Below are 19,198 nucleotides of genomic sequence, written 5' to 3' on the forward strand. Positions count from 1 at the left end.
GACCCGACCATGTCCGGTAAACAACTGCACCTCAACGCCTTCCTGATGTCGGTGGGACACCACGAGGCCGCCTGGCGGCTGCCGGAAAGCGATCCGTACGCGCACACCGACATCAACTACTACGTCGAGCTGGCCCGCACCGCCGAGCGCGGCAAGCTGGACTCGATCTTCTTCGCCGACAGCCCGGTGCTCATGGGCGATCCCGGCCGCAGGCCCAGCGGCAAGCTGGAGCCGACCGTGATCCTCACCGCGGTGGCCGTGCAGACCAGCCGGATCGGCCTGATCGCCACCGCGTCCACCAGCTACAACGACCCCTACAACCTGGCGCGCCGGTTCTCCTCGGTGGACTGGGTGAGCAACGGCAGGGTCGGCTGGAACATCGTCACCACCGCGGGCGCCGACGCCGCGCGCAACTTCGGCCTGGACGACACACCGGACCACCAGCTGCGCTACGAGAAGGCCGCCGAGTTCGTCGAGGTCTCCACCAAGCTGTGGGACAGCTGGGACGACGACGCCATCGTCGCGGACAAGGCCCTCGGCATCCATACCGACGCGAGCAAGGTCCGCAAGATCGCCCACCACGGCGAGTTCTTCAAGGTCGACGGTCCGCTGAACGTGCCGCGCTCGCCGCAGGGCTACCCGGTGCTGGTGCAGGCGGGCTCCTCGGAGGACGGCAAGAACTTCGCCGCCCGCTACGCCGAAGCGGTGTTCACCGCCCAGCAGACGCTCGAGGACGGCAAGGCGTTCTACACCGACCTCAAGCAGCGCGCGATCGCGCTGGGCCGCGATCCGGAGACGATCAAGATCCTGCCCGGCATCGTGCCCGTCATCGGCGACACCGAGGAGCAGGCGCGGGAACTGGACGCCGAACTCGAGCGCTTGATCTCGCCGGAGTACGCGCGCCGCCAGCTGGCCGCGCACTTCAAGCTCCCCGTCGAGCGGCTCGACCTGGACAGCGAGCTGCCCGATGAGCTGCCCACCGAGGACGATATCCAAGGCGCCAAGAGCCGGTTCACGCTCATCGTGAATCTCGCTCGCCGCGAACGGCTCACGCTGCGCCAGCTGATCGGGCGGCTCGGCGGCGGACGCGGGCACCGCACCTTCGCGGGCACGCCCGAACAGGTGGCCGACACCATCGAGCACTGGTTCCGGGAGGGCGCCGCCGACGGGTTCAACATCATGCCCGCCGTGCTGCCCTCGGGCCTGGAGCGCTTCGTCGACCAGGTGGTACCGATTCTCCAGCAGCGCGGGCTGTTCCGCACCGAGTACACCGAGACCACCCTGCGCGGGCACTACGGCCTGGCTCGCCCGGCCAACCAGTACGAGAACGCGGACACGCTCGCGGTCGCCCGATGAGCTCGGTGCAGCCGGATCCGTCCCAGCCGGGATGGATCCGGTACCTCACGCGCCGCTGTCTCGAGCACCGCCGCCTGGTCGTTGCCGCGGGCGCGGGTGCGCTCGCGGCGGCGCTGCTGACGGCGGTGCTGCCTCTCATCGTGCGGCACGTGGTGGACACGCTCACCACGACCGCGGCGTCGGTGACGCCGTGGGCGGCGTTGCTGCTCGTCGTCGGCGCCGCCCGGTTCGGGTCGTCGTTCACCCGCCGGGTGGCGTCGTCGCAGCTGTCGCTGGGCGTGCAGCACGATCTGCGCCGGGACCTGTTCGCCGCGCTGCTGCGGCTGGACGGCCGCGAGCAGGCGGACCTGCGCACCGGTCAGGTGGTCAGCCGGGCGATCACCGACGTCACGCTGATCCAGATGTTCCTACAGCTCATTCCCATGGTGACGGGCAATGTGGTGCTGCTGGCCGGTGCGCTGACCCTGATGACCCTGATGTCGCCCGCCCTGACGGTGATCGCGCTGCTGGTTGTTCCGGCCTTGTGGATCATCACCCGGCGCAGCCAGCGCAAACTCTTCCCGGCCAACTGGGACGCGCAGGCCCGCGCCGCCGAGGTGGCCATGCAGGTCGAGGCCGCCGTCGCCGGGGTGCGGGTGGTGAAGGGGTTCGGCCAGGAGCGGCACGAACTCGACGGATTGGCGGCCAAGGCGCGGGAGTTGTACCGCTCCCGGCTGCGCGTCGCGCGGCTCACCAGCCGGTTCACCCCGGCCATGCAGGCCGTGCCCGCAGCGGGGCAGGCGCTGATCCTCATCGCGGGTGGGCTGCTGGCGTTGTCGCAGTCCATCACGCTGGGCACCTTCTTGGCGTTCATGACCTATCTCGGCTCGTTCGTCAGCCCGATCCGGCAGTTCGCCATGCTGCTGACGGTCAGCCAGCAGGGCAAGGCGTCGCTGGACCGGGTGCGCGAGGTGATCGAGGCGCCTGCGCCGGTGGAACGTCCTCAGGTCGAGGCGGTGCGCGGCAGCACGCCGCCGCGGGTCGAGTTCCGCGGTGTCGGTTTCGGTTTCGACCGCACGCGGGTGCTCGACGGGTTGGAACTGACCGTGGAGCCGGGCGAGACCATGGCGATCGCCGGCGGGGCGGGCAGCGGCAAATCCACGCTCGTGCAGCTGCTGCCGCGCTTGGTCGACCCGGACGCCGGGGCCGTCCTGTTCGACGGCGTCGACATCCGCTATCTGTCCGACGCCCGCGACCAAGTGGCGATGGTGTTCGAGGACACCCACCTGATGGCCGACAGCATCCGAGCCAACGTGGCCTATGGACGCCCGGCCGCCACAGACGATGAGGTCTGGCACGCTCTGCATCTGGCCGCCGCCGACGGGTTCGTCAAGGCATTGCCACAGGGACTGGACACCAGGATCGGCGAGCGCGGGCAGCGGCTGTCCGGTGGACAGCGGCAGCGCATCGCGCTGGCCCGCGCGCTGCTCACCGACGCGCCCATCCTGGTTCTCGACGACGCCACCTCGGCCATCGACGCGCAGGTGGAAGAACAGATCTACGCCAGGATCGCGGCCGAGATGCGCACTCGCACCACCATCGTCGTGGCGCATCGACTGTCCACCCTGGCGCTCGCCGACCGGGTGGCGGTGCTCGACGGCGGCCGGGTTGCGGAACTGGGCACGCTGCGCGATCTGCAACGCTCCGGTGAGCTGTTCCGCGCGCTGTTCACGCCGCCGGAGGTGACGGGGATCGGCGTGGACGCCGGACTCGCCCGTCCCGGCGCGCCGACCTCCCCGCTGTGGGTCGAGCCGGCCGAGGACGACGATGACGGCGCACGCACCCTGGAGCAGGTGGCGAAGGCCTTCTCCCAGCGTGCCGCCGGTGCGCCGACGGGAGCGGGCCGGGCGGCGGGGCCGGGGATGCTCGCCGCCGCGCCGCCGAGCGGTGACGTGCAGGAACTGATCGACCGTCTCCCGCCACCGACCGGCGAACCGGAGGTCCCCGAATCCTTCTCACACACACCCGATCCCCGGTTCTCGCTGCCGCGGCTGCTGCGGCCGTTCGCGGCGCCGCTGCTGGCGGGGCTCGGCCTGGTGGGTCTGGACGCGCTGGCGCAGGTGCTGATCCCGTTCCTGGTGCGCTACGGCATCGACCACGGCGTCCTGGCCGGCGCGCGGGACGTGCTGCTGGTCGCGGCGGCGCTCGCGCTGCTGGTGGTCGCGGTGGACTGGGCGATCAGCGTCGCGCAGGTGCGGGTCACCGGACGCGTGGGCGAACGCCTGCTCTACGGCCTGCGGGTGAAGACCTTCGCGCAGTTGCAGCGGCTCGGGTTGCAGTACTACGAGCGCGAACTCGGCGGCCGGATCATGACCAGGATGACCACCGACGTCGACGGGCTGTCCGCTTTCCTGCAAACCGGCCTGGCCACCGCGCTCACCAGCACGGTGACCATCGCGGGCGTGGTGATCGCGCTGCTGGTCATCGATGCGCGGCTGGCGCTGGTGGTGCTCGCGCTGCTTCCGGTGCTCGTGGTCTCGACGGCGGCGTTCCGGCGCGCGTCGGTGCCCGCCTACAACCTGGCGCGCGAGCGGGTCAGCATCGTCAACGCCTACCTGCAGGAGAACGTCGACAACATCAAGGTGACCCAGGCCTACCGGCGCGAGGAACGCAACCGGGCCGAGTTCGAGCGGCGGTCATGGGACTACCGCGACGCGCGCCTGCGCAGCCAGATCCTGATGGCCGTGTTCTTCCCCTTCATCGAATTCATGTCGGTGGTCGCGACGGCAGCGGTGCTCGCGGTGGGCGTGCACCAGGTGCGCGAGGACGTGCTCACCGCGGGCACCTTGATCGCCTTCCTGCTCTACGTGGATCTGCTGTTCGCCCCGATCCAGCAGTTGTCCCAGGTCTTCGACAGCTACCAGCAGGCGGTGGTCGGCGTCGATCGGCTCGGCGAACTGCTGCGCACGCCGGTCGCCACCCCGGACGCCGCCGACGCGCTTCCGGTGACCAGGCTGAACGGTGCGATCGAGTTGCGCGGCGTCGGGTTCACCTACGACACCCGCGCCGAGCCGGTGCTGTCCGGCATCGACCTGCGCATCGAGCCCGGACAGAAGGTGGCGCTGGTCGGCGAGACGGGCGCGGGCAAATCGACGCTGGTCAAGCTGCTGGCCAGGTTCTACGACCCGACCGATGGCGCGGTGGTGGTGGACGGCGTCGACGTGCGCGACTATCGCTTGCGCGAGTACCGCAAGCGGCTCGGCGTGGTCCCGCAGGAGCCGTTCCTGTTCGGCGACACCGTGCGCGCGGCCATCGCCTACGGCAAGCCGGAGGCCACGCCCGCCGACATCGAATGGGCCGCGCGGGCGGTCGGCGCGCACGAGATGATCGCCGCGCTCGAGCACGGGTACTACCAGCCGATCGGCGACCACGGCCGCAGCATGTCGGCGGGCCAGCGCCAGTTGCTCGCGCTGGCGCGGGCCCAGCTCGTCGAGCCGGACATCCTGATCCTGGACGAGGCCACCGCCTCGCTGGACCTGGCGACCGAGGCCAGGGTGCGCGCCGCGGTGGACGTGCTCACCGCCGGGCGCACGACCATCGTGGTGGCGCACCGGCTCGCCACCGCGGCGGACGCCGATCTCATCGCGGTGGTGGGCGAGGGACGGTTGTTGCAGACCGGCACGCACGCCCGGCTGCTCGACGAGGACGGGCCGTATCGCCGGTTGTGGGCCGCGTATGTGGGCGACGACACGGCGCCGGTCGGCGACCGGGAATCGGAGGCCGCGACCTGATCCGGCCCCGCGGCATGGGAGCACTTTCCTGGCTATCACGGGTGGCGGTGGGCGGCGACCGTCGCCGTGACCGATTCGACACCGCTGGGCCGACCGACGGCCTGAACAGCGGATGAATGCGAGCCGACGCGGCAATGTCATGGCATCGCGACGTTGTCGTACTGATCTTCGACGTACTCTCGAAAAAGAAGTATGAGGAGGTCCGCGATGCGCGCTCAGTTCTCCGAGGCGGTGCCCGGTCCCGACGGCTCCGAGCCCATCGCGCGGACGGAATACGGCGACGTGCGCGGCGTGCGCGAAGGAGCGGTGTCCGTCTGGCGCAGCATCCCGTACGCGGCGGCTCCCACCGGACCGGCCAGATTCGCCCCGCCGCGGGCCCCGCAGCCCTGGGACGGCGTGCGCGACTGCACCGCGTTCGGGCAGATCGCCCCGCAGACGATGGGCACCATGGTTCCCGTCGACTCGGGCCTGACCATGGGCGAGGACTGTCTGTGGCTCAACGTCTGGTCGCCGCGGCCGGAAACCGGCGATCCGGCCCGTGTCCACGAAACCGAGCCGCGCCCGGTGCTGGTCTGGCTGCACGGCGGCGCGTACTGCCTCGGCACCGCCGCGCAGCAGATCTACGACGGGCGCAAGCTGGCGGCGACCGGTGACGTGGTGGTCGTCGGGGTCAACTATCGGCTCGGTGCCCTCGGCTTCCTGGACTTGTCCTCGCTGGGCGACGACTTCGCGCCGAATCTGGGCTTGCACGACCAGATCCGCGCCCTGGAGTGGGTGCGCGACAATATCGCCGCGTTCGGCGGCGACCCCGGCAACGTCACGCTGTTCGGCGAGTCCTCCGGCGCGGGTTGCGTCACCGCGCTGCTCACCGCGCCGCGCGCCGCCGGGCTGTTCCATCGGGCGATCGCGCAGAGCCCGCCCGCCACCACGGTGTTCGGGCAGGAGCGGGCCGCGACGGTGGCGCGGCGGTTCCTCGAACTGATCGAGCTGCCCGCGACCAGGGCGAAGGAACTCCTGGACTGCCCGATCGAGCGCATCGTGGCCGCGGCGGGCGTCTTGCTCGACGAGGTCCCGCTGCGGGAGCCGGGCAGGCTGGCCGCCGCGCCCGTGGTCGACGGCGATCTGCTGCCGACCTACCCGATCGACCGGTTCCAGCGCGGACGATCGCACCGGGTGCCGTTGATCATCGGCACCAACAAGGACGAGGCGTCGCTGTTCCGGCTGCTGCGCTCGCCGATCATGCCGGTGACGCCGGACGCGGTGAACGCGATGCTGCGTGACGTCGCGGCGAGCCACCCGGAGCTGTCCGCCGAGCGCATCGCCGAGATCACCTCGGCCTACCCGGACCTGAACAAGGCGCGCGGCGCGCTGGCGATGTCCACCGACGCGGCGTTCCGGATGCCGGCGCACTGGGTGGCCGACGGCCACGCCGAGCACTCGCCCACCTGGATGTACCGCTTCGACTACGCGACCCCGATGCTGAGGGCGGCCCGGGTCGGCGCCGGTCACGCCACCGAATTGCCTTACGTCTTCGGCAATTTCGGCACGCTGAACCTCGATCCGACCTTCTGGCTCGGCGGGCGCAAGGCGGCCATGGAGGTCTCCGGGCGCATGATGCGCCGCTGGCTGGCCTTCGCCGCGCACGGCGTCCCCGCCGCCCTCGACGGCTCCAAACACTGGCGGCCGTATCGCCTCGGCGCCCGCGCCACCCTGCTCATCGACAGCGTCGATCGGGTGGTCGACGACCCGGACCGTGACCTGCACACCGCCTGGGGTCAGCACGCCGTGGGGTTCTCCTAGCCCGAGCGACCCGATCAGGTTCTGCGCGAAATGAACATGATGTATTCGCAGGGAGCGTTCGTTCGGTTGGCGAAGCCGTGATCCGCGTCGGCCTGGAAGAACAGCGAGTCGCCTCTGTTCAAGGTCTCGCTGATCCCGCCGATCGCGACGGTGACGGTGCCTTCGAGCACCACGAGTTGTTTCTCCGTACCCGGCGGATACGCGGGCAGCAGCCCGGTGGAGACCTGTGCGGGGAGGTAGTGGACGACCATCTCGGCTCCTCCCGCGCCCGGTGCCGCCGACACCATGTGCCGCTCGAAGCCGGTTTCCGGGTCACGGAAAACGGGGCGATCGTCCTTGCGCAGCACAACGGCCACGCCGGGCGCGGCAGCAGCCGTCCCACCGATCAGGTCCGAGAGCGACGCGTCGAGCGCGTCGGCGATCCTGGACGCGACGCCGATCGTCGGGCTCTTCTCACCGCGTTCGACTTTGGACAGCATCGCCCTGCTGACCGACGACTGGGTGGACAGCTGCTCCAGCGTCAGGCCCGCCTCCTCGCGGCGTCGCCGCACGTTGCCGCCGAACGCGCCGGCCAGGTCGTCGCCGTGCTGTGGTTCGGTCGCGTCTCCGTCTTGCTCGACCACCGTGCTCCTCGTTCGATGGGTATCTGGCCGCCCACAGTGTATGTTTCTCCTAAAGAAGAATAAGTCTTCTATCGAAGACGAGTCCATACGATGGAGAGTTTCATGCGTTTGATCTCGAGTGGCCGGCACCATGCCAGGTTCGAATTCGGCGATCTGCAGGTGATCTCGTTGCGCGACGGGTACATCGACATGCCGCCGACCCGGCTGCGCGACGAGGACGGGCGCACGCTCGACGAGCTGCCTGCCGCCGTGCCGCTGGCCGGCGACAACTTGCGGCTGTCGGTCAACGCCTTCTTCGTCACCGACGGCATACGGTCGGTTCTCATCGACACCGGCGCGTCCAACGCCTGGCACGACCCAACCATGGGATTGATCTACGACGCGCTCGACGAGGCGGGAATCGACCGCGCGCAGGTCACCGACGTGGCCATCACCCACAAGCACGAAGACCACGTGAGCGGGCTGATCGCGCCGGACGGTTCAGAGGCGTTTCCCGAACTCGAGCGCGTGTGGATCGGCGCGGGCGACACCTCGGTGTTCACCGGGCGGCTCGAGCCGATCCGCGACCGAGTCGTACCCGTGTCGGAGCAGGTCGGGATCAACGACTGGACCACCGCGATCCCGGCACCGGGCCACACACCCGGGCACACCGTCTACGAGGTCAGCAGCGGCACCGGCCGCTTGCTGGCCTGGGGCGACACCGTTCACGTTCCCACGCTCCAATTCGATCGGCCGAACGTGTCATGGGAACTCGACGGCGACCAGTTCCAGGCCCGCGCCGCGCGAGCGGCCCTCCTCGAACAACTGATCCGTCCACACCACTTCGTGGCAGGCGCCCACCTCGACTCACCCGGCATCGCCCGGGTGACCGCCTCCGGCGACGGTTATGCGCTGGAGTACCTGGCACCACCGATCGGCTGATCGAGCTGTCGGCTCTCGGACAGCACGACAGCGTGTCGCGCATGATTCGTGCCGGATCGAGCGGTTCGCGCCTCAGACGTCGGTGGAGAAGCGGATGCCGCCGTCGGGAATCTCCACGCCGGGCCAGACGCGGGCGCCGCGCAGCAGCTCGCAACGAGCGCCGATGTTCGCGCCGTCGCCGATGACGCCGTCGCGGACCAGCGCGCGGGGGCCGATGCGCGCCCCGAAGCCGATGATGGTGCGTTCGACGGTGGCGCCCGCCTCGATCACCGCGCCGTCGAAGACGACCGCGCCGTCCAACCGCGCGCCCGCCCCGATCTCCGCGCCGCGGCCGACGACCGTGCCGCCGATGAGCAGCGCGCCAGGAGCGACGCCCGCGCTGGGATGCACCAGCGATTCACCGCGCTGACCCGGCAGGGCGGGGGAGGGCGCGATGCCGCGAACCAGGTCGGCGGAACCCCGGACGAAGTCCTCGGGGGTGCCCATGTCGCGCCAGTAGGAGGCGTCGACGTACCCCTGGACGCGGGCGCCTTCGGTCAGCAGCGCAGGGAACACCTCACGCTCCACCGACACCGGACGCCCGGCCGGGATCTTCTCGATGTACTCGCGGCGAAAGACGTAGCATCCGGCGTTGATCTGGTCGGTCGGCGGATCCTGGGTCTTCTCCAGGAACGCGGTGACCCGGCCGTCCGCGTCGGTGGGCACACAGCCGAACGCGCGCGGGTCGCTGACCCGGACCAGGTGCAGCGTCACGTCGGCGCGGGTGGACTCGTGCGTGTCGAGCACCGCGCCGAGGTCGGTGCCGCCGAGCACGTCGCCGTTGAACACCATCACGTTGTCCGCGCGCAGCTTGGGCAGCACGTTGCGGATCGCGCCTCCGGTGCCGAGCGGCTCGGTCTCGGTGACGTACTCGATCTCCAGGCCCAGCTCGGCGCCGTCGCCGAAGTACTCCTCGAACACCTCCGCCTTGAACGACGTGCCCAGCACCACGTGGGTGATCCCGGCCTCCGCGATCCGGGCGAGCAGGTGGGTCAGGAACGGGAGCCCGGCCGTCGGCAGCATCGGCTTGGGCGCCGAGAGGGTCAGCGGCCGTAGCCGGGTTCCCTGCCCGCCGACCAGGATCACCGCGTCGGTGCCTGCATTTCCTGCCATCGAGCTCCCCTGTTCACAAGGTCGTTTTCCGCCGCCGACGCCGGTTACCCGGCGTCGCGCGCCTGCTGGCGCAGGGCAGATCGAACCGCAATCCGCGAGCGGATCGCAAGTCCGGCCCGCAGCGCCAGCCGCAGCGGAGCCTGCCACCAGTGCGGATGCCGATCGGCCTGGAACCGGTAGGCGCTGGCGTGGTGGGCGGGCAGCATCTTCTCGGGATGACGGCCCGCCGCGTGACCCTTGGCATGGGTGACCTCGGCGTCCGGCACGAAAACGTTGTGCCAGCCCGCCTTGCCCATCCGGTCGCCGAAGTCGACGTCCTCCATGTACATGAAGTAGCGGGAATCGAAGCCGTCGATCGAGTCGAACGCCGCGCGCCGCACCAGCAGGCACGACCCCGACAGCCAGCCGACGGCCCGCTCGGAGATCTCCTCGTTCTCCTGCCGGTACCTGCGGGTCCACGGGTTGGACTTCCACACCGTGCCCAGGATCGCGTGTCCGGCGCCGTCGAGCAGGCCGGGCACCCGGCGGGCCGACGGATACACGCTGCCGTCCGGCTCCAGCACCAGCGGTCCGAGCGCGCCCGCGCGCGGCCAGCGCTTGGCGGCGGCGAGCAGCTTGTCGATGGAATCGGTGCCCCAGCGGATGTCCGGGTTCGCGATCACGACGAATTCGATGGCCGGATCGATCTCCGCGACCGCCCGGTTGATCGCGCCGCCGTAACCGATGTTGCCGCCGGTGCGCAGCAGCCGCACGTGGGAATTGGCCTCGGCGACCAGCTCCGGCACACCGTCCACCGACCCGTTGTCGGCGAGGATCACCTGAGGTTTCTCGGCGGTGGCCCCGGCTAGTGTGCTGATGAAGTGCTCGAGGTGCTCACCCGGCGAGTAGGTCACCGTGACGACGGCCAGGCCCGCGGGCGCGGCGGATGCGGAATCACTCACGACAGCCAACCTTAACGGGCGCGGGCGCGCGCCGTCCGTGCATGGTTGAGGGGACCGCGGAGTACGCCTGGTGGACGGAGCCGGACGTCGCTTGCCGATGACTCGCGCATGGCCCGCGACGGCGCCGGGAGACCAGATGGGCGTGGCCGGAGTGCAGGTGGATCACCTCAACCCGACCGCCGCGCCAGCGCGTCACCCAGTGCGGTGCGCCAATCCCGCAGCGGCGTGAGACCGGCGTCGTTCCAGGCTCGCGGCGACAGCACCGAAAACGCCGGCCGCCGTGCGGGTCTGGGGAACGCGGAGGAGTCGCACGGCCGGACGCGCTCCGGATCGGCGCCGACCCCGGCGAACACCGCGCGGGCGAGTTCGAAGCGACTGGCCCGCCCGGCGTTGGTGGCGTGCAGCACCCGTGGCGCGTCCGGCCTGCCCGCCAATTCCAGCAGCGCGGCGGCCAGGTCGGCGGCGTAGGTGGGGGAGCCGACCTCGTCGTCGACCACGTCGACGGTGTCGCGTTCGCGCTCCAGCCGCAGCATCGTGGCGACGAAATCGCCGCCGCGCCCGGTGTATACCCACGCGGTGCGCACTACGTGCGCGTCCGGGCAGCGGCTCAGCACCGCCTGTTCGCCCGCGAGCTTGGACGCCCCGTACACGGAGGTCGGTCCGGTCACATCGCCGGTGTCGTACGGGCGATCGTGGGTACCTGGAAAGACGTAATCGGTGGACAGATGGATCAGCCGGGCGCCGACGTCAGCGCAGACGCCGGCGAGCACGGCGGGTCCGGTGGCGTTGCCCGCGTACGCCGCCTCGGCTTCGGTTTCGGCCAGGTCGACGGCGGTATAGGCGGCGCAGTTGAGCACCACGTCGCCGGGCGCGAGCACCGCGCGCACGGCGGCGGGGTCGGTGATGTCGAGTTCGGCGCGCCCGTAGCCGCTGGCGGCAGGAGCGAGACGTCGCAGTTCCCGGCCCACCTGTCCGCGCGCCCCGGTGACGACGAGGCGAGCGGGCACGGTGGATTCGGGCGCGGTGGGGTCGGTCACGGGCGCAAGTCTGGCACGCCGCCACGTTCCCGGTTACGGCCGTTCGCGAGCACTGTTCGATAGCCTTGTGCTATCGGGGGATCCCCAATCGGGCGGGGCGAGCGGCAACAGGGTGGCGGATCGGTTGCGCACGCGTCGCCGGCACACCGAGTTTCGGCGAGAGGATGCGGACTTGTCGCAGCGGAGGGGCACATCGGCGGCGTCGCGGGCGACCGGACCTGGCGACCGGGCCTTCGGGCCGTTGCGCTCGCTCGCCGTGGCCGCCGCCGTGATCGTGCTGGCGCTCACCGGTTTCGCATGGCACAGCGTCGACGGGCTGGTCGCGAACATCGAGCGCCTCGGTGATCTCGGCCTGGGCGGCAGCCGCGACGGCGCGGTGGACATCCTGCTGGTCGGTGTGGACAGCCGCACCGACGCGCACGGCAACCCGCTGTCGGACGCCGAGCGCGCGATGCTGCACGCGGGCGACGAGGTCGGCACCAACACCGACACCATCATCCTGCTGCGCGTGCCCAACGACGGACGCTCGGCCACCGCGATCTCGATTCCGCGCGATTCCTACGTCACCATTCCCGGGCTGGGGATGGGCAAGATCAACTCCGCTTACGGCGCGACGAAGGCGACCCAGTTCCAGAAGCTCCTCGATCAGGGGGTCTCGAACGCCGACGCGGAACGGCAGTCCACCCAGGCGGGCAGGCAGGCGCTGATCAAGACGGTGGCGGGACTCACCGGCATCACCGTCGACCACTACGCCGAGGTGAGTCTGCTCGGCTTCGCGCTGCTCACCGACGCCGTCGGTGGCGTCGAGGTGTGCCTGAAGAACCCGGTCGACGAGTGGATGTCCGGCGCGAGATTCCCCGCGGGGCGTCAGCGGCTGGACGGCCCACGGGCACTGAGTTTCGTGCGCCAGCGCCACGACCTGCCGCGCGGCGACATCGACCGCATCGTGCGCCAGCAGGTGTTCATGGCCCAGCTGGTGCAGCAGGTGCTCAGCGCGAAGACCCTGGGCAACCCGGTCAAGCTCCAGCAACTCAGCGAAGCGGTGGGGCGGACCATCGTGCTGGACGAGGACTGGGACGTGCTGGCGTTCCTGCAACGGTTGAAGGATCTGTCCGGCGGACAGGTGAAATTCGAGACGATTCCGGTCGCCGACCTCAACGGCGAGACCGGCAACGGCGAATCGGTGGTCAAGGTCGAGCCCAAGGCGGTCAAGTCCTACGTCGCGTCGCTGGTCGGCGACAACCCGGCCCCGCGCAACGCCGATACCGGCTTCGATCCCGCGACGGTGACGGTCAGCGTCTACAACGCGGGCGGCATCGGCGGGCTCGCGGCCGAGGTCGCGCAGGCGCTGAGCGCCAAGGGTTTTCGCCAGGGCACCGTCTCCAACTACAGCGGCAGCCGCGTCACCAGCAGCCGGGTGCTCGCGGCCGACACCGCGAGCCCGAAGGCGCAGGCGGTGGCCAAGGCGCTCGGCGGGCTGACGGTCATCGCCGATCCGGCGCTGTCCCCGGATTCGGTGAGTGTCGTGCTGGCGAGCGACTATTCTGGTCCGGGCTCGTCGGCGAGCCGGATGTTCGATCTGTCCGGAACGTCGACCGCGGCCACCCCAGTCCCGCCCGCTCCACCGATCGACGCAGGCCAGAACGGACCGAAATGCGTGAACTGAACCATGCGTGACATCGACCAGGCACATACGCTCACCGAAGCGGTACTCGATCCCATCCTCGCCCGCGAACCCGCGGGCCCGCGCGTCACCTACTACGACGACGCGACCGGCGCGCGCATCGAGTTGTCCGGCGCGACGCTGGCGAACTGGGCGGCCAAGACCGCCAATCTCGTTCGCGACGAGTTCGGCCTGAGCCCCGGCGCACGAGTCGCCGTGCTGCTCCCGGCGCACTGGCAGACCGCCGCGGTACTGCTGGGTTGCTGGTGGGCGGGCACCGAGGTGGTGCTGCATCCGGACCGGGACGCCGATCTGGCTTTGGTCACCCCGGACCGCCTGGACGACGCCGACGGAGCGGGCGAGGTCGCGGCGCTGTCGCTGGATGCCATGGGTTCGCCGGTGCGCGACCTGCCGGCGGGCGTCACCGACTTCGCCACCTCGGTGCGCGTGCACGGCGACCAGTTCCTCCCGCGCGGCGCGGGCGTCGCGCTCGACGGGATGCCGGTCGCGGAGGTACTCACCGAGGCGCGGAAATCGGCCATGCGCCAGGGCTTCGCCGAAGGGGACCGGGTGCTGTCGAGCACGCCGTGGGACACCCCGGCCGAACTCATCGACGGATACCTCGCGGTGCTGGCCGCGGGCGCGTCGCTGGTGCAGGTGGTCAACCCCGATCCGGCGCTGCGTGATCGGCGCATCGCTTCGGAGCGGGTGACCGCGCAGCGCGGCTGAGCCGCTCCTACCACGGTATAAGCGCCGAATCCGACCTGAGGACGTTCCACAACCCGGCAGGGTTCCGTACGGTGGACTCATCGCCACGACGACGAGGTTGGACTATGAAGCCGCATTATTGGTTCCGCTGGTTGTCCGTGCAGGGCGCGCCTCGTCTCGTCCTGCGCATGCAGGCGCGCCGCGGTGATCCGTTCGCCGAACTGATGGCCGGTCCCGCCGGCTTCGACGACCCCTATCCGCTGATCGAGCGGATGCGCGGCGAGACGAGGCTGCTGCGCACCCCGATCGCGTTCGCGACCTTCGACCACGAGCTGTGCCGCTCGATCCTGCGCGACAGCCGGTTCGGCGTGCGCACCACCGAGAGCTTCAACATTCCCAAGCCGTTGCGCAAGCTCGCCGAGCGTTTCCCGCTGCCGCCGAATCCGGTGGAGCCGCCGTCGATGCTGGTGATCGATCCGCCGGAGCACACCGCGATGCGCAAACCGGTGGCATCGGCCTTCACCCCGCGCGCGATCCGCAGGCTGCGCGACCGCGTCGAAGCGGTCACGGAGGAATTGCTGGACGGTCTGCCCTCGCACGGTTCCGCGGACCTGATCCACTCGTTCGCCTCCCAGGTGCCGATCGCCATCATCTCGGAGATGCTCGGCTTCCCGGACGAGGACAAGGCGCTGTTCCTCGACTGGGGCGATCAGATGACGCCCCTGCTGGACGTCGGTATCCCGTGGCGTGCGCACCGGACAGCGATGCGGGCCATGGAGGTGATGAACGACTATCTCGACCGGCACATCGAGCGGTTGCGCCGCGAGCCGGGCGAGGACATCCTCAGCAGCCTGGTCGCCGCGGGGGAGCTGGACTCCTACGCGCTCAAGGCCACCGCGAGCCTGCTCATGGGCGCGGGCTTCGAGACGACGGTCAACCTGATCGGCAACGGCGCCGCGCAGTTGCTGGCCCATCCGGATCAGCTGGAGCGGCTGCGCGAAGAGCCCGAGCTGTGGCCCAACGCCGTCGAGGAGATCCTGCGCTTCGACTCCCCGGTGCAGACCACGGCGCGCACCGCGCTGACCGACGTGGAGATCGACGGCATGCGGGTGCGCGCGGGCAACACGGTGGTGCTGTCGCTGGCGGGCGCCAATCGCGATCCCGCGGTCTTCACCGATCCGGGGCGATTCGACGTCGGACGCGAGAACGCGAAGGACCATCTGTCGTTCAGCAGCGGCGTGCACGTCTGCCTGGGAGCGAGTCTGGCTCGGATGGAAGGCGTCCATGCCCTGCGGGCCCTGTTCGACCGGTTCCCTGACCTGCGCCTGGACGGCCCGCTGCGGCGGCGCGCGTTGTTCACGCTGCACGGGTACGAGCGGATGCCGGTGCACCTCGGCCAGCGCGCGCAGGCCCCGGAGCCGGTCTGATCAGCCCGTGGTCTTCCAGACGTAGCGGGTCTTCGGGCGTCCGGCCCGGCCGTAGTCGGAGCGGCGGACGACCAGTCCGTCGTCGGCCAGCTTCTCCAGATAGCGCCATGCGGTGATGCGCGAGACGCCGATCGAGGTCGCGGTGTCCGCGGCGGTCACCCCATCGGCTTCGGCCGCGCGCACGGTGCGGGAGATCTCGTCGAGGGTCTGCGGCGCGACCCCCTTGGGGGTCGTCGCGCGCTGGTCGGTGGTGCGCAGGGCGCTCAACGCCCGGTCGATGTCGTGCTGGGAGATGGCGCTCTCACCGGCCGGCAGCGCGGTGCGGAACTCGCGATAGCGGTCCAGTTTGTCGCGGAAGGCGGCGAAGGTGAACGGCTTCAGCAGATACAGCACGACGCCGTGCGACACCGCGGTGCGCACCATGGCCAGATCCCGGGCGGACGTGATCGCGATGACGTCCGGGCGCGGCGCGAGGCCGGTCAGCGCGGCGGCGACGTCCAAGCCGCTGGCGTCGGGGAGACCGATGTCCATCAGCACCAGGTCGATCGGTGTGCCCTCGGCCGCGGCGTCGGCCGCCGCGCGCATCGCCTCGCGTCCGGTGTGGGCGATGCCGACGGGTGTGAATCCGGCGATGCGCTCCACATAGGCGCGGTGCGCCTCCGCGATCAGCGGCTCGTCCTCGACGATCAGCACACGGATCATCGTGCTTCCTTTCGTGGGATCGTCACGGTCACCGCGCTTTCGGGATCCCGTTCGGTGTGAATGCTTCCCCCGTGCCTGGCCACCAAACGGTGGACCAGCGCGAGACCGAGCCCGTGGTGGTCGGCCTTGGTCGAATAACCACGCTGGGACGCGCGGGCGAACATCTCCGCCGACATCCCGGGACCGCTGTCGGCGACCCGGATGTAGAGCGTCGACCCGTCCCCGGCGTCGCCTCGCTGGTGGCGCAGCGTGACCTCCACCCAGCCGGATGTGCTGTCCGCCGCCGCATCGATCGCGTTGTCGACGAGATTGCCCACCAGCGTGACGGTTTCGTGCGGCGACAGCGGGTCCACCGAATCGAGCGCGGTGTCGTCGGTGATGGTCAGCTCGATGCCGCGTTCGGCGGCCTGGTTCACCTTGCCGAGCAGCAGCGCGGCCAAGGCGGGCGCGCCCACCGCCGCGAACAGCCGATCGATCAGCGACTGGGACAACTCGAGTTCCGCGGTGGCGAACTCGACGGCCTCGCGGTGGCGGCCCAGCTCCACCATGGTGACCACGGTGTGCAACCGGTTGGCCGACTCGTGCGCCTGCGCCTGCAACGACGCGGCGAAGCTGCGCACGGAGTCGAGTTCGCCCATCACCGCCTGCAATTCGGTGTGGTCGCGGATGGTCATCACGGTGCCGATCGCCCGGCCTTCCCATTCCACGGTGTCCTGGTTGACCAGCAGAATCCGGTCGGTGGTCACGTGCATCTCGTCGCGGACCGTGCCCCAGCTCATCCGTTGCAGCGACAGCGGCAGGTCGCTGCGGCGCACCTGGCCCGCGGGCAGATCGAGCAGGCGGCGTGCCTCGTCGTTGACCACTTCGGCGTCCTCGCCGGACGCGCCGAACACCACCAGGCCCTCGTGCACCGAGTGCAGCACGGCGTCGTGGTGCTCGTACATCACGCGCAACTCGTCGGGCGCGAGACCGTGCGTTTGCCGACGCAGCCTGCGGCTCAACAGGAACGATCCGCCCGCGGCCAGCACCAGCCCGGCCCCCGCGACGCCGAGGATCACCGGGAACTGGGTGGCGACCTGGTCGCCGATCTTCGCGCGGGTCACGCCAGCGGAGACCAGCGCGACGATCCGCCCGTGGTCGTGCACCGGCGTCACCGCCCGGATGGACGGACCGAGGGTGCCGGTGAACGTCTCGGTGAAGGTCTCCCCGGCCAGCGCGCGATCGATGGTGCCGCTGAACGGCAGCCCGATCATCGCGGGGTTGGTGTGCGTGAAGCGGGTCCGGTCCGGCGCCATGACCACGATGAAATCCATGCCGGTCTCGCGCCGGATCTCCTCGGTCACCGGCTGCAACAGCGCTGTCGGATCCGAGCTGCGCAGCGCGTCGATGGTGGAGGGCGCGTCGGCCACGCTCACCGCGACGTCGGTGACCTCCCTGGTGGTGGTGACGTCGCTGTCGTGCCTGGCGTCCAGGACCGCGAGCACCACGCCGATCCCGATCATCACCGCGAGCACGACCAACTGGAAGACGAACGCCTGCCCGGCGAGGGAGAGCCGACCGCGTCTCACAAGCTCTTCCTCCGCTGAACGTAATGCACCAAACAGTGACCGGGATCACCCGGCCGACCATCATTCTGCCTGGAAGGCGCGAGCCGCCTCGCGCCGGTACCTTTCGAAGGGAAATCCTCGCTATGAGCGACTCGACTCGAACGCGGCACGACCGCACCCATTGGCTGTATCTGGCCGTTATCGTGGCGGTGGTCGCCGGCGTTCTCGTCGGCTGGCTGGCGCCGGGCGTCGCGCAGTCGTTCGCTCCGCTGGGAACCATCTTCGTCAACCTCATCAAGATGATGATCGCTCCGGTCATCTTCTGCACCATCGTGCTCGGGATCGGCTCGGTGCGCGCCGCGGCCACCGTCGGCAAGGTCGGCGGGCTGGCCATCGGCTACTTCCTGGTCATGTCGACCATCGCGCTGGGGATCGGCCTCGTCGTCGGCAACCTGCTGCAACCGGGGGCGGGACTGAATATCGCCACATCGGCCAAAGCCGGTCACACCTTGGCCGACACCGCGCACGGCGCGGGCGGGACCTGGGAGTTCATCCAGAACATCGTGCCTGCCACGCTGCTGTCCTCGCTCACCACCGGCAACGTGCTGCAGGCGCTGTTCGTCGCGCTACTGGTCGGATTCGCGGTGCAGGCCATGGGCGCTCAGGGCGAGCCGATCCTGCGCGGCGTGGCGCTGTTGCAGAAACTCGTGTTCCGGATCCTGGTGATGATCCTGTGGCTCGCGCCGATCGGCGCGTTCGGCGCGATCGCCAACGTGGTGGGCAAGACCGGTCTGGACGCCGTGGCGAAGCTGGGCACGCTGATGCTCGCGTTCTACCTCACCTGCGTGGTCTTCGTCTTCGGTGTGCTCGGTCTGCTGCTGTGGGCCGTGTCGAGGGTGTCGATCTTCAAGCTGGTCCGCTACCTCGCGCGGGAGTACCTGCTGATCGTCGCGACCTCGTCGTCGGAATCGGCGCTGCCGCGGCTGATCGCGAAGATGGACCACATGGGCGTCGAGCGCACCACCGTGGGCGTCGTGGTCCCGACGGGCTATTCGTTCAATCTGGACGGCACCGCCATCTACCTGACCATGGCGTCGCTGTTCATCGCGGAGGCGATGGGCAAGCCGCTGTCCATCGGGGAGCAACTCGGGCTGCTGGTGTTCATGATCGTCGCGTCCAAGGGCGCGGCCGGCGTCACCGGCGCCGGGCTGGCCACCCTGGCGGGCGGGTTGCAGAGTCATCGGCCCGAGTTGCTCGACGGCGTCGGCTTGATCGTCGGCATCGATCGCTTCATGTCCGAGGCGCGAGCGCTGACCAACTTCTCCGGCAACGCGGTCGCCACGGTGCTGATCGGCACTTGGACCAAGACCGTCGACGTGGACCGGGTGCGCGAGGTGCTCGATCGCAAACTCCCCTTCGACGAGCGGACCATGGTCGACGACGGCCACGGGACGCCCGCGCAGGCGCGGGAATCCGAGACCAAGGATCTGGTCGAGGCGTAGCGCGCGCACGACGAAGGGCTCGCGGGATCCGCGGGCCCTTCGTGACGTC

At 70.1% G+C, this 19,198-nt stretch carries 14 protein-coding genes; 8 read left to right on the forward strand and 6 right to left on the reverse strand.

The window, feature by feature from the left end:
- The first annotated feature begins 9 nt into the window (after positions 1–9).
- From NB3_RS18170 to NB3_RS18180, 3 genes are all read left to right on the forward strand, one after another.
- Entirely contained in the window at positions 10–1,356 is a 1,347-nt protein-coding gene (locus NB3_RS18170; RefSeq protein WP_067804466.1) for an LLM class flavin-dependent oxidoreductase, read from the forward strand.
- The gene (locus NB3_RS36590; RefSeq protein WP_067804476.1) at positions 1,353–5,126 is read left to right on the forward strand and encodes an ABC transporter ATP-binding protein; all 3,774 of its coding nucleotides are present in this window, start codon (positions 1,353–1,355) and stop codon (positions 5,124–5,126) included. Before NB3_RS18170 ends, NB3_RS36590 begins: the two co-directional genes overlap by 4 nt.
- A 207-nt stretch (positions 5,127–5,333) precedes the next feature.
- Positions 5,334–6,926: a carboxylesterase/lipase family protein gene (locus NB3_RS18180; protein ID WP_084823453.1), complete on the forward strand. Its 1,593-nt coding sequence runs from the start codon at positions 5,334–5,336 to the stop codon at positions 6,924–6,926.
- Between the two features lie 14 nt (positions 6,927–6,940).
- Here the strand turns inward: NB3_RS18180 and NB3_RS18185 are convergent, their stop codons facing one another.
- Positions 6,941–7,549 (reverse strand): helix-turn-helix domain-containing protein, encoded by a 609-nt coding sequence (locus NB3_RS18185; RefSeq protein ID WP_067804479.1) that lies wholly within the window; start codon positions 7,547–7,549, stop codon positions 6,941–6,943.
- Between the two features lie 102 nt (positions 7,550–7,651).
- On the opposite strand from NB3_RS18185, the gene NB3_RS18190 reads away from it, so the two are divergent.
- Positions 7,652–8,470 (forward strand): MBL fold metallo-hydrolase, encoded by an 819-nt coding sequence (locus tag NB3_RS18190; protein ID WP_067804627.1) that lies wholly within the window; start codon positions 7,652–7,654, stop codon positions 8,468–8,470.
- 72 nt (positions 8,471–8,542) lie between these two features.
- Here the strand turns inward: NB3_RS18190 and manB are convergent, their stop codons facing one another.
- From manB to rfbD, 3 genes are all read right to left on the reverse strand, one after another.
- Positions 8,543–9,622: a mannose-1-phosphate guanylyltransferase gene (gene manB / locus NB3_RS18195; RefSeq protein WP_067804482.1), complete on the reverse strand. Its 1,080-nt coding sequence runs from the start codon at positions 9,620–9,622 to the stop codon at positions 8,543–8,545.
- Positions 9,623–9,666: 44 nt separating this feature from the next.
- The gene (locus tag NB3_RS18200) at positions 9,667–10,563 is read right to left on the reverse strand and encodes a glycosyltransferase family 2 protein (RefSeq protein ID WP_067804485.1); all 897 of its coding nucleotides are present in this window, start codon (positions 10,561–10,563) and stop codon (positions 9,667–9,669) included.
- Between the two features lie 167 nt (positions 10,564–10,730).
- A complete protein-coding gene (gene rfbD, locus NB3_RS18205) occupies positions 10,731–11,600 on the reverse strand; it encodes a dTDP-4-dehydrorhamnose reductase (protein WP_067804488.1) in 870 nt (289 codons plus the stop codon).
- Positions 11,601–11,772: 172 nt separating this feature from the next.
- On the opposite strand from rfbD, the gene NB3_RS18210 reads away from it, so the two are divergent.
- The 3 genes from NB3_RS18210 to NB3_RS18220 all read left to right on the forward strand — a co-directional run bounded on the left by NB3_RS18210 (position 11,773) and on the right by NB3_RS18220 (position 15,398).
- Positions 11,773–13,266: an LCP family protein gene (locus tag NB3_RS18210; RefSeq protein WP_371855916.1), complete on the forward strand. Its 1,494-nt coding sequence runs from the start codon at positions 11,773–11,775 to the stop codon at positions 13,264–13,266.
- Positions 13,267–13,269: 3 nt separating this feature from the next.
- A complete protein-coding gene (locus NB3_RS18215) occupies positions 13,270–13,992 on the forward strand; it encodes a TIGR03089 family protein (RefSeq protein ID WP_067804494.1) in 723 nt (240 codons plus the stop codon).
- A gap of 104 nt (positions 13,993–14,096) precedes the next feature.
- A complete protein-coding gene (locus tag NB3_RS18220; RefSeq protein WP_067804497.1) occupies positions 14,097–15,398 on the forward strand; it encodes a cytochrome P450 in 1,302 nt (433 codons plus the stop codon).
- On the opposite strand, the gene NB3_RS18225 is transcribed toward NB3_RS18220, so the two are convergent.
- Both NB3_RS18225 and NB3_RS18230 read right to left on the reverse strand, forming a co-directional pair.
- On the reverse strand, positions 15,399–16,100 hold the full coding sequence (locus NB3_RS18225; protein WP_067804500.1) for a response regulator: 702 nt from the start codon (positions 16,098–16,100) through the stop codon (positions 15,399–15,401). It abuts the gene before it with no gap.
- Positions 16,097–17,668 (reverse strand): sensor histidine kinase, encoded by a 1,572-nt coding sequence (locus tag NB3_RS18230; protein ID WP_371855917.1) that lies wholly within the window; start codon positions 17,666–17,668, stop codon positions 16,097–16,099. Before NB3_RS18230 ends, NB3_RS18225 begins: the two co-directional genes overlap by 4 nt.
- A gap of 122 nt (positions 17,669–17,790) precedes the next feature.
- On the opposite strand from NB3_RS18230, the gene NB3_RS18235 reads away from it, so the two are divergent.
- A complete protein-coding gene (locus tag NB3_RS18235; protein ID WP_067804503.1) occupies positions 17,791–19,149 on the forward strand; it encodes a cation:dicarboxylate symporter family transporter in 1,359 nt (452 codons plus the stop codon).
- Positions 19,150–19,198 lie beyond the last annotated feature (49 nt).

The organism is Nocardia beijingensis NBRC 16342, assembly GCF_001612785.1.
Classification (GTDB): Bacteria; Actinomycetota; Actinomycetes; order Mycobacteriales; family Mycobacteriaceae; genus Nocardia; species Nocardia beijingensis.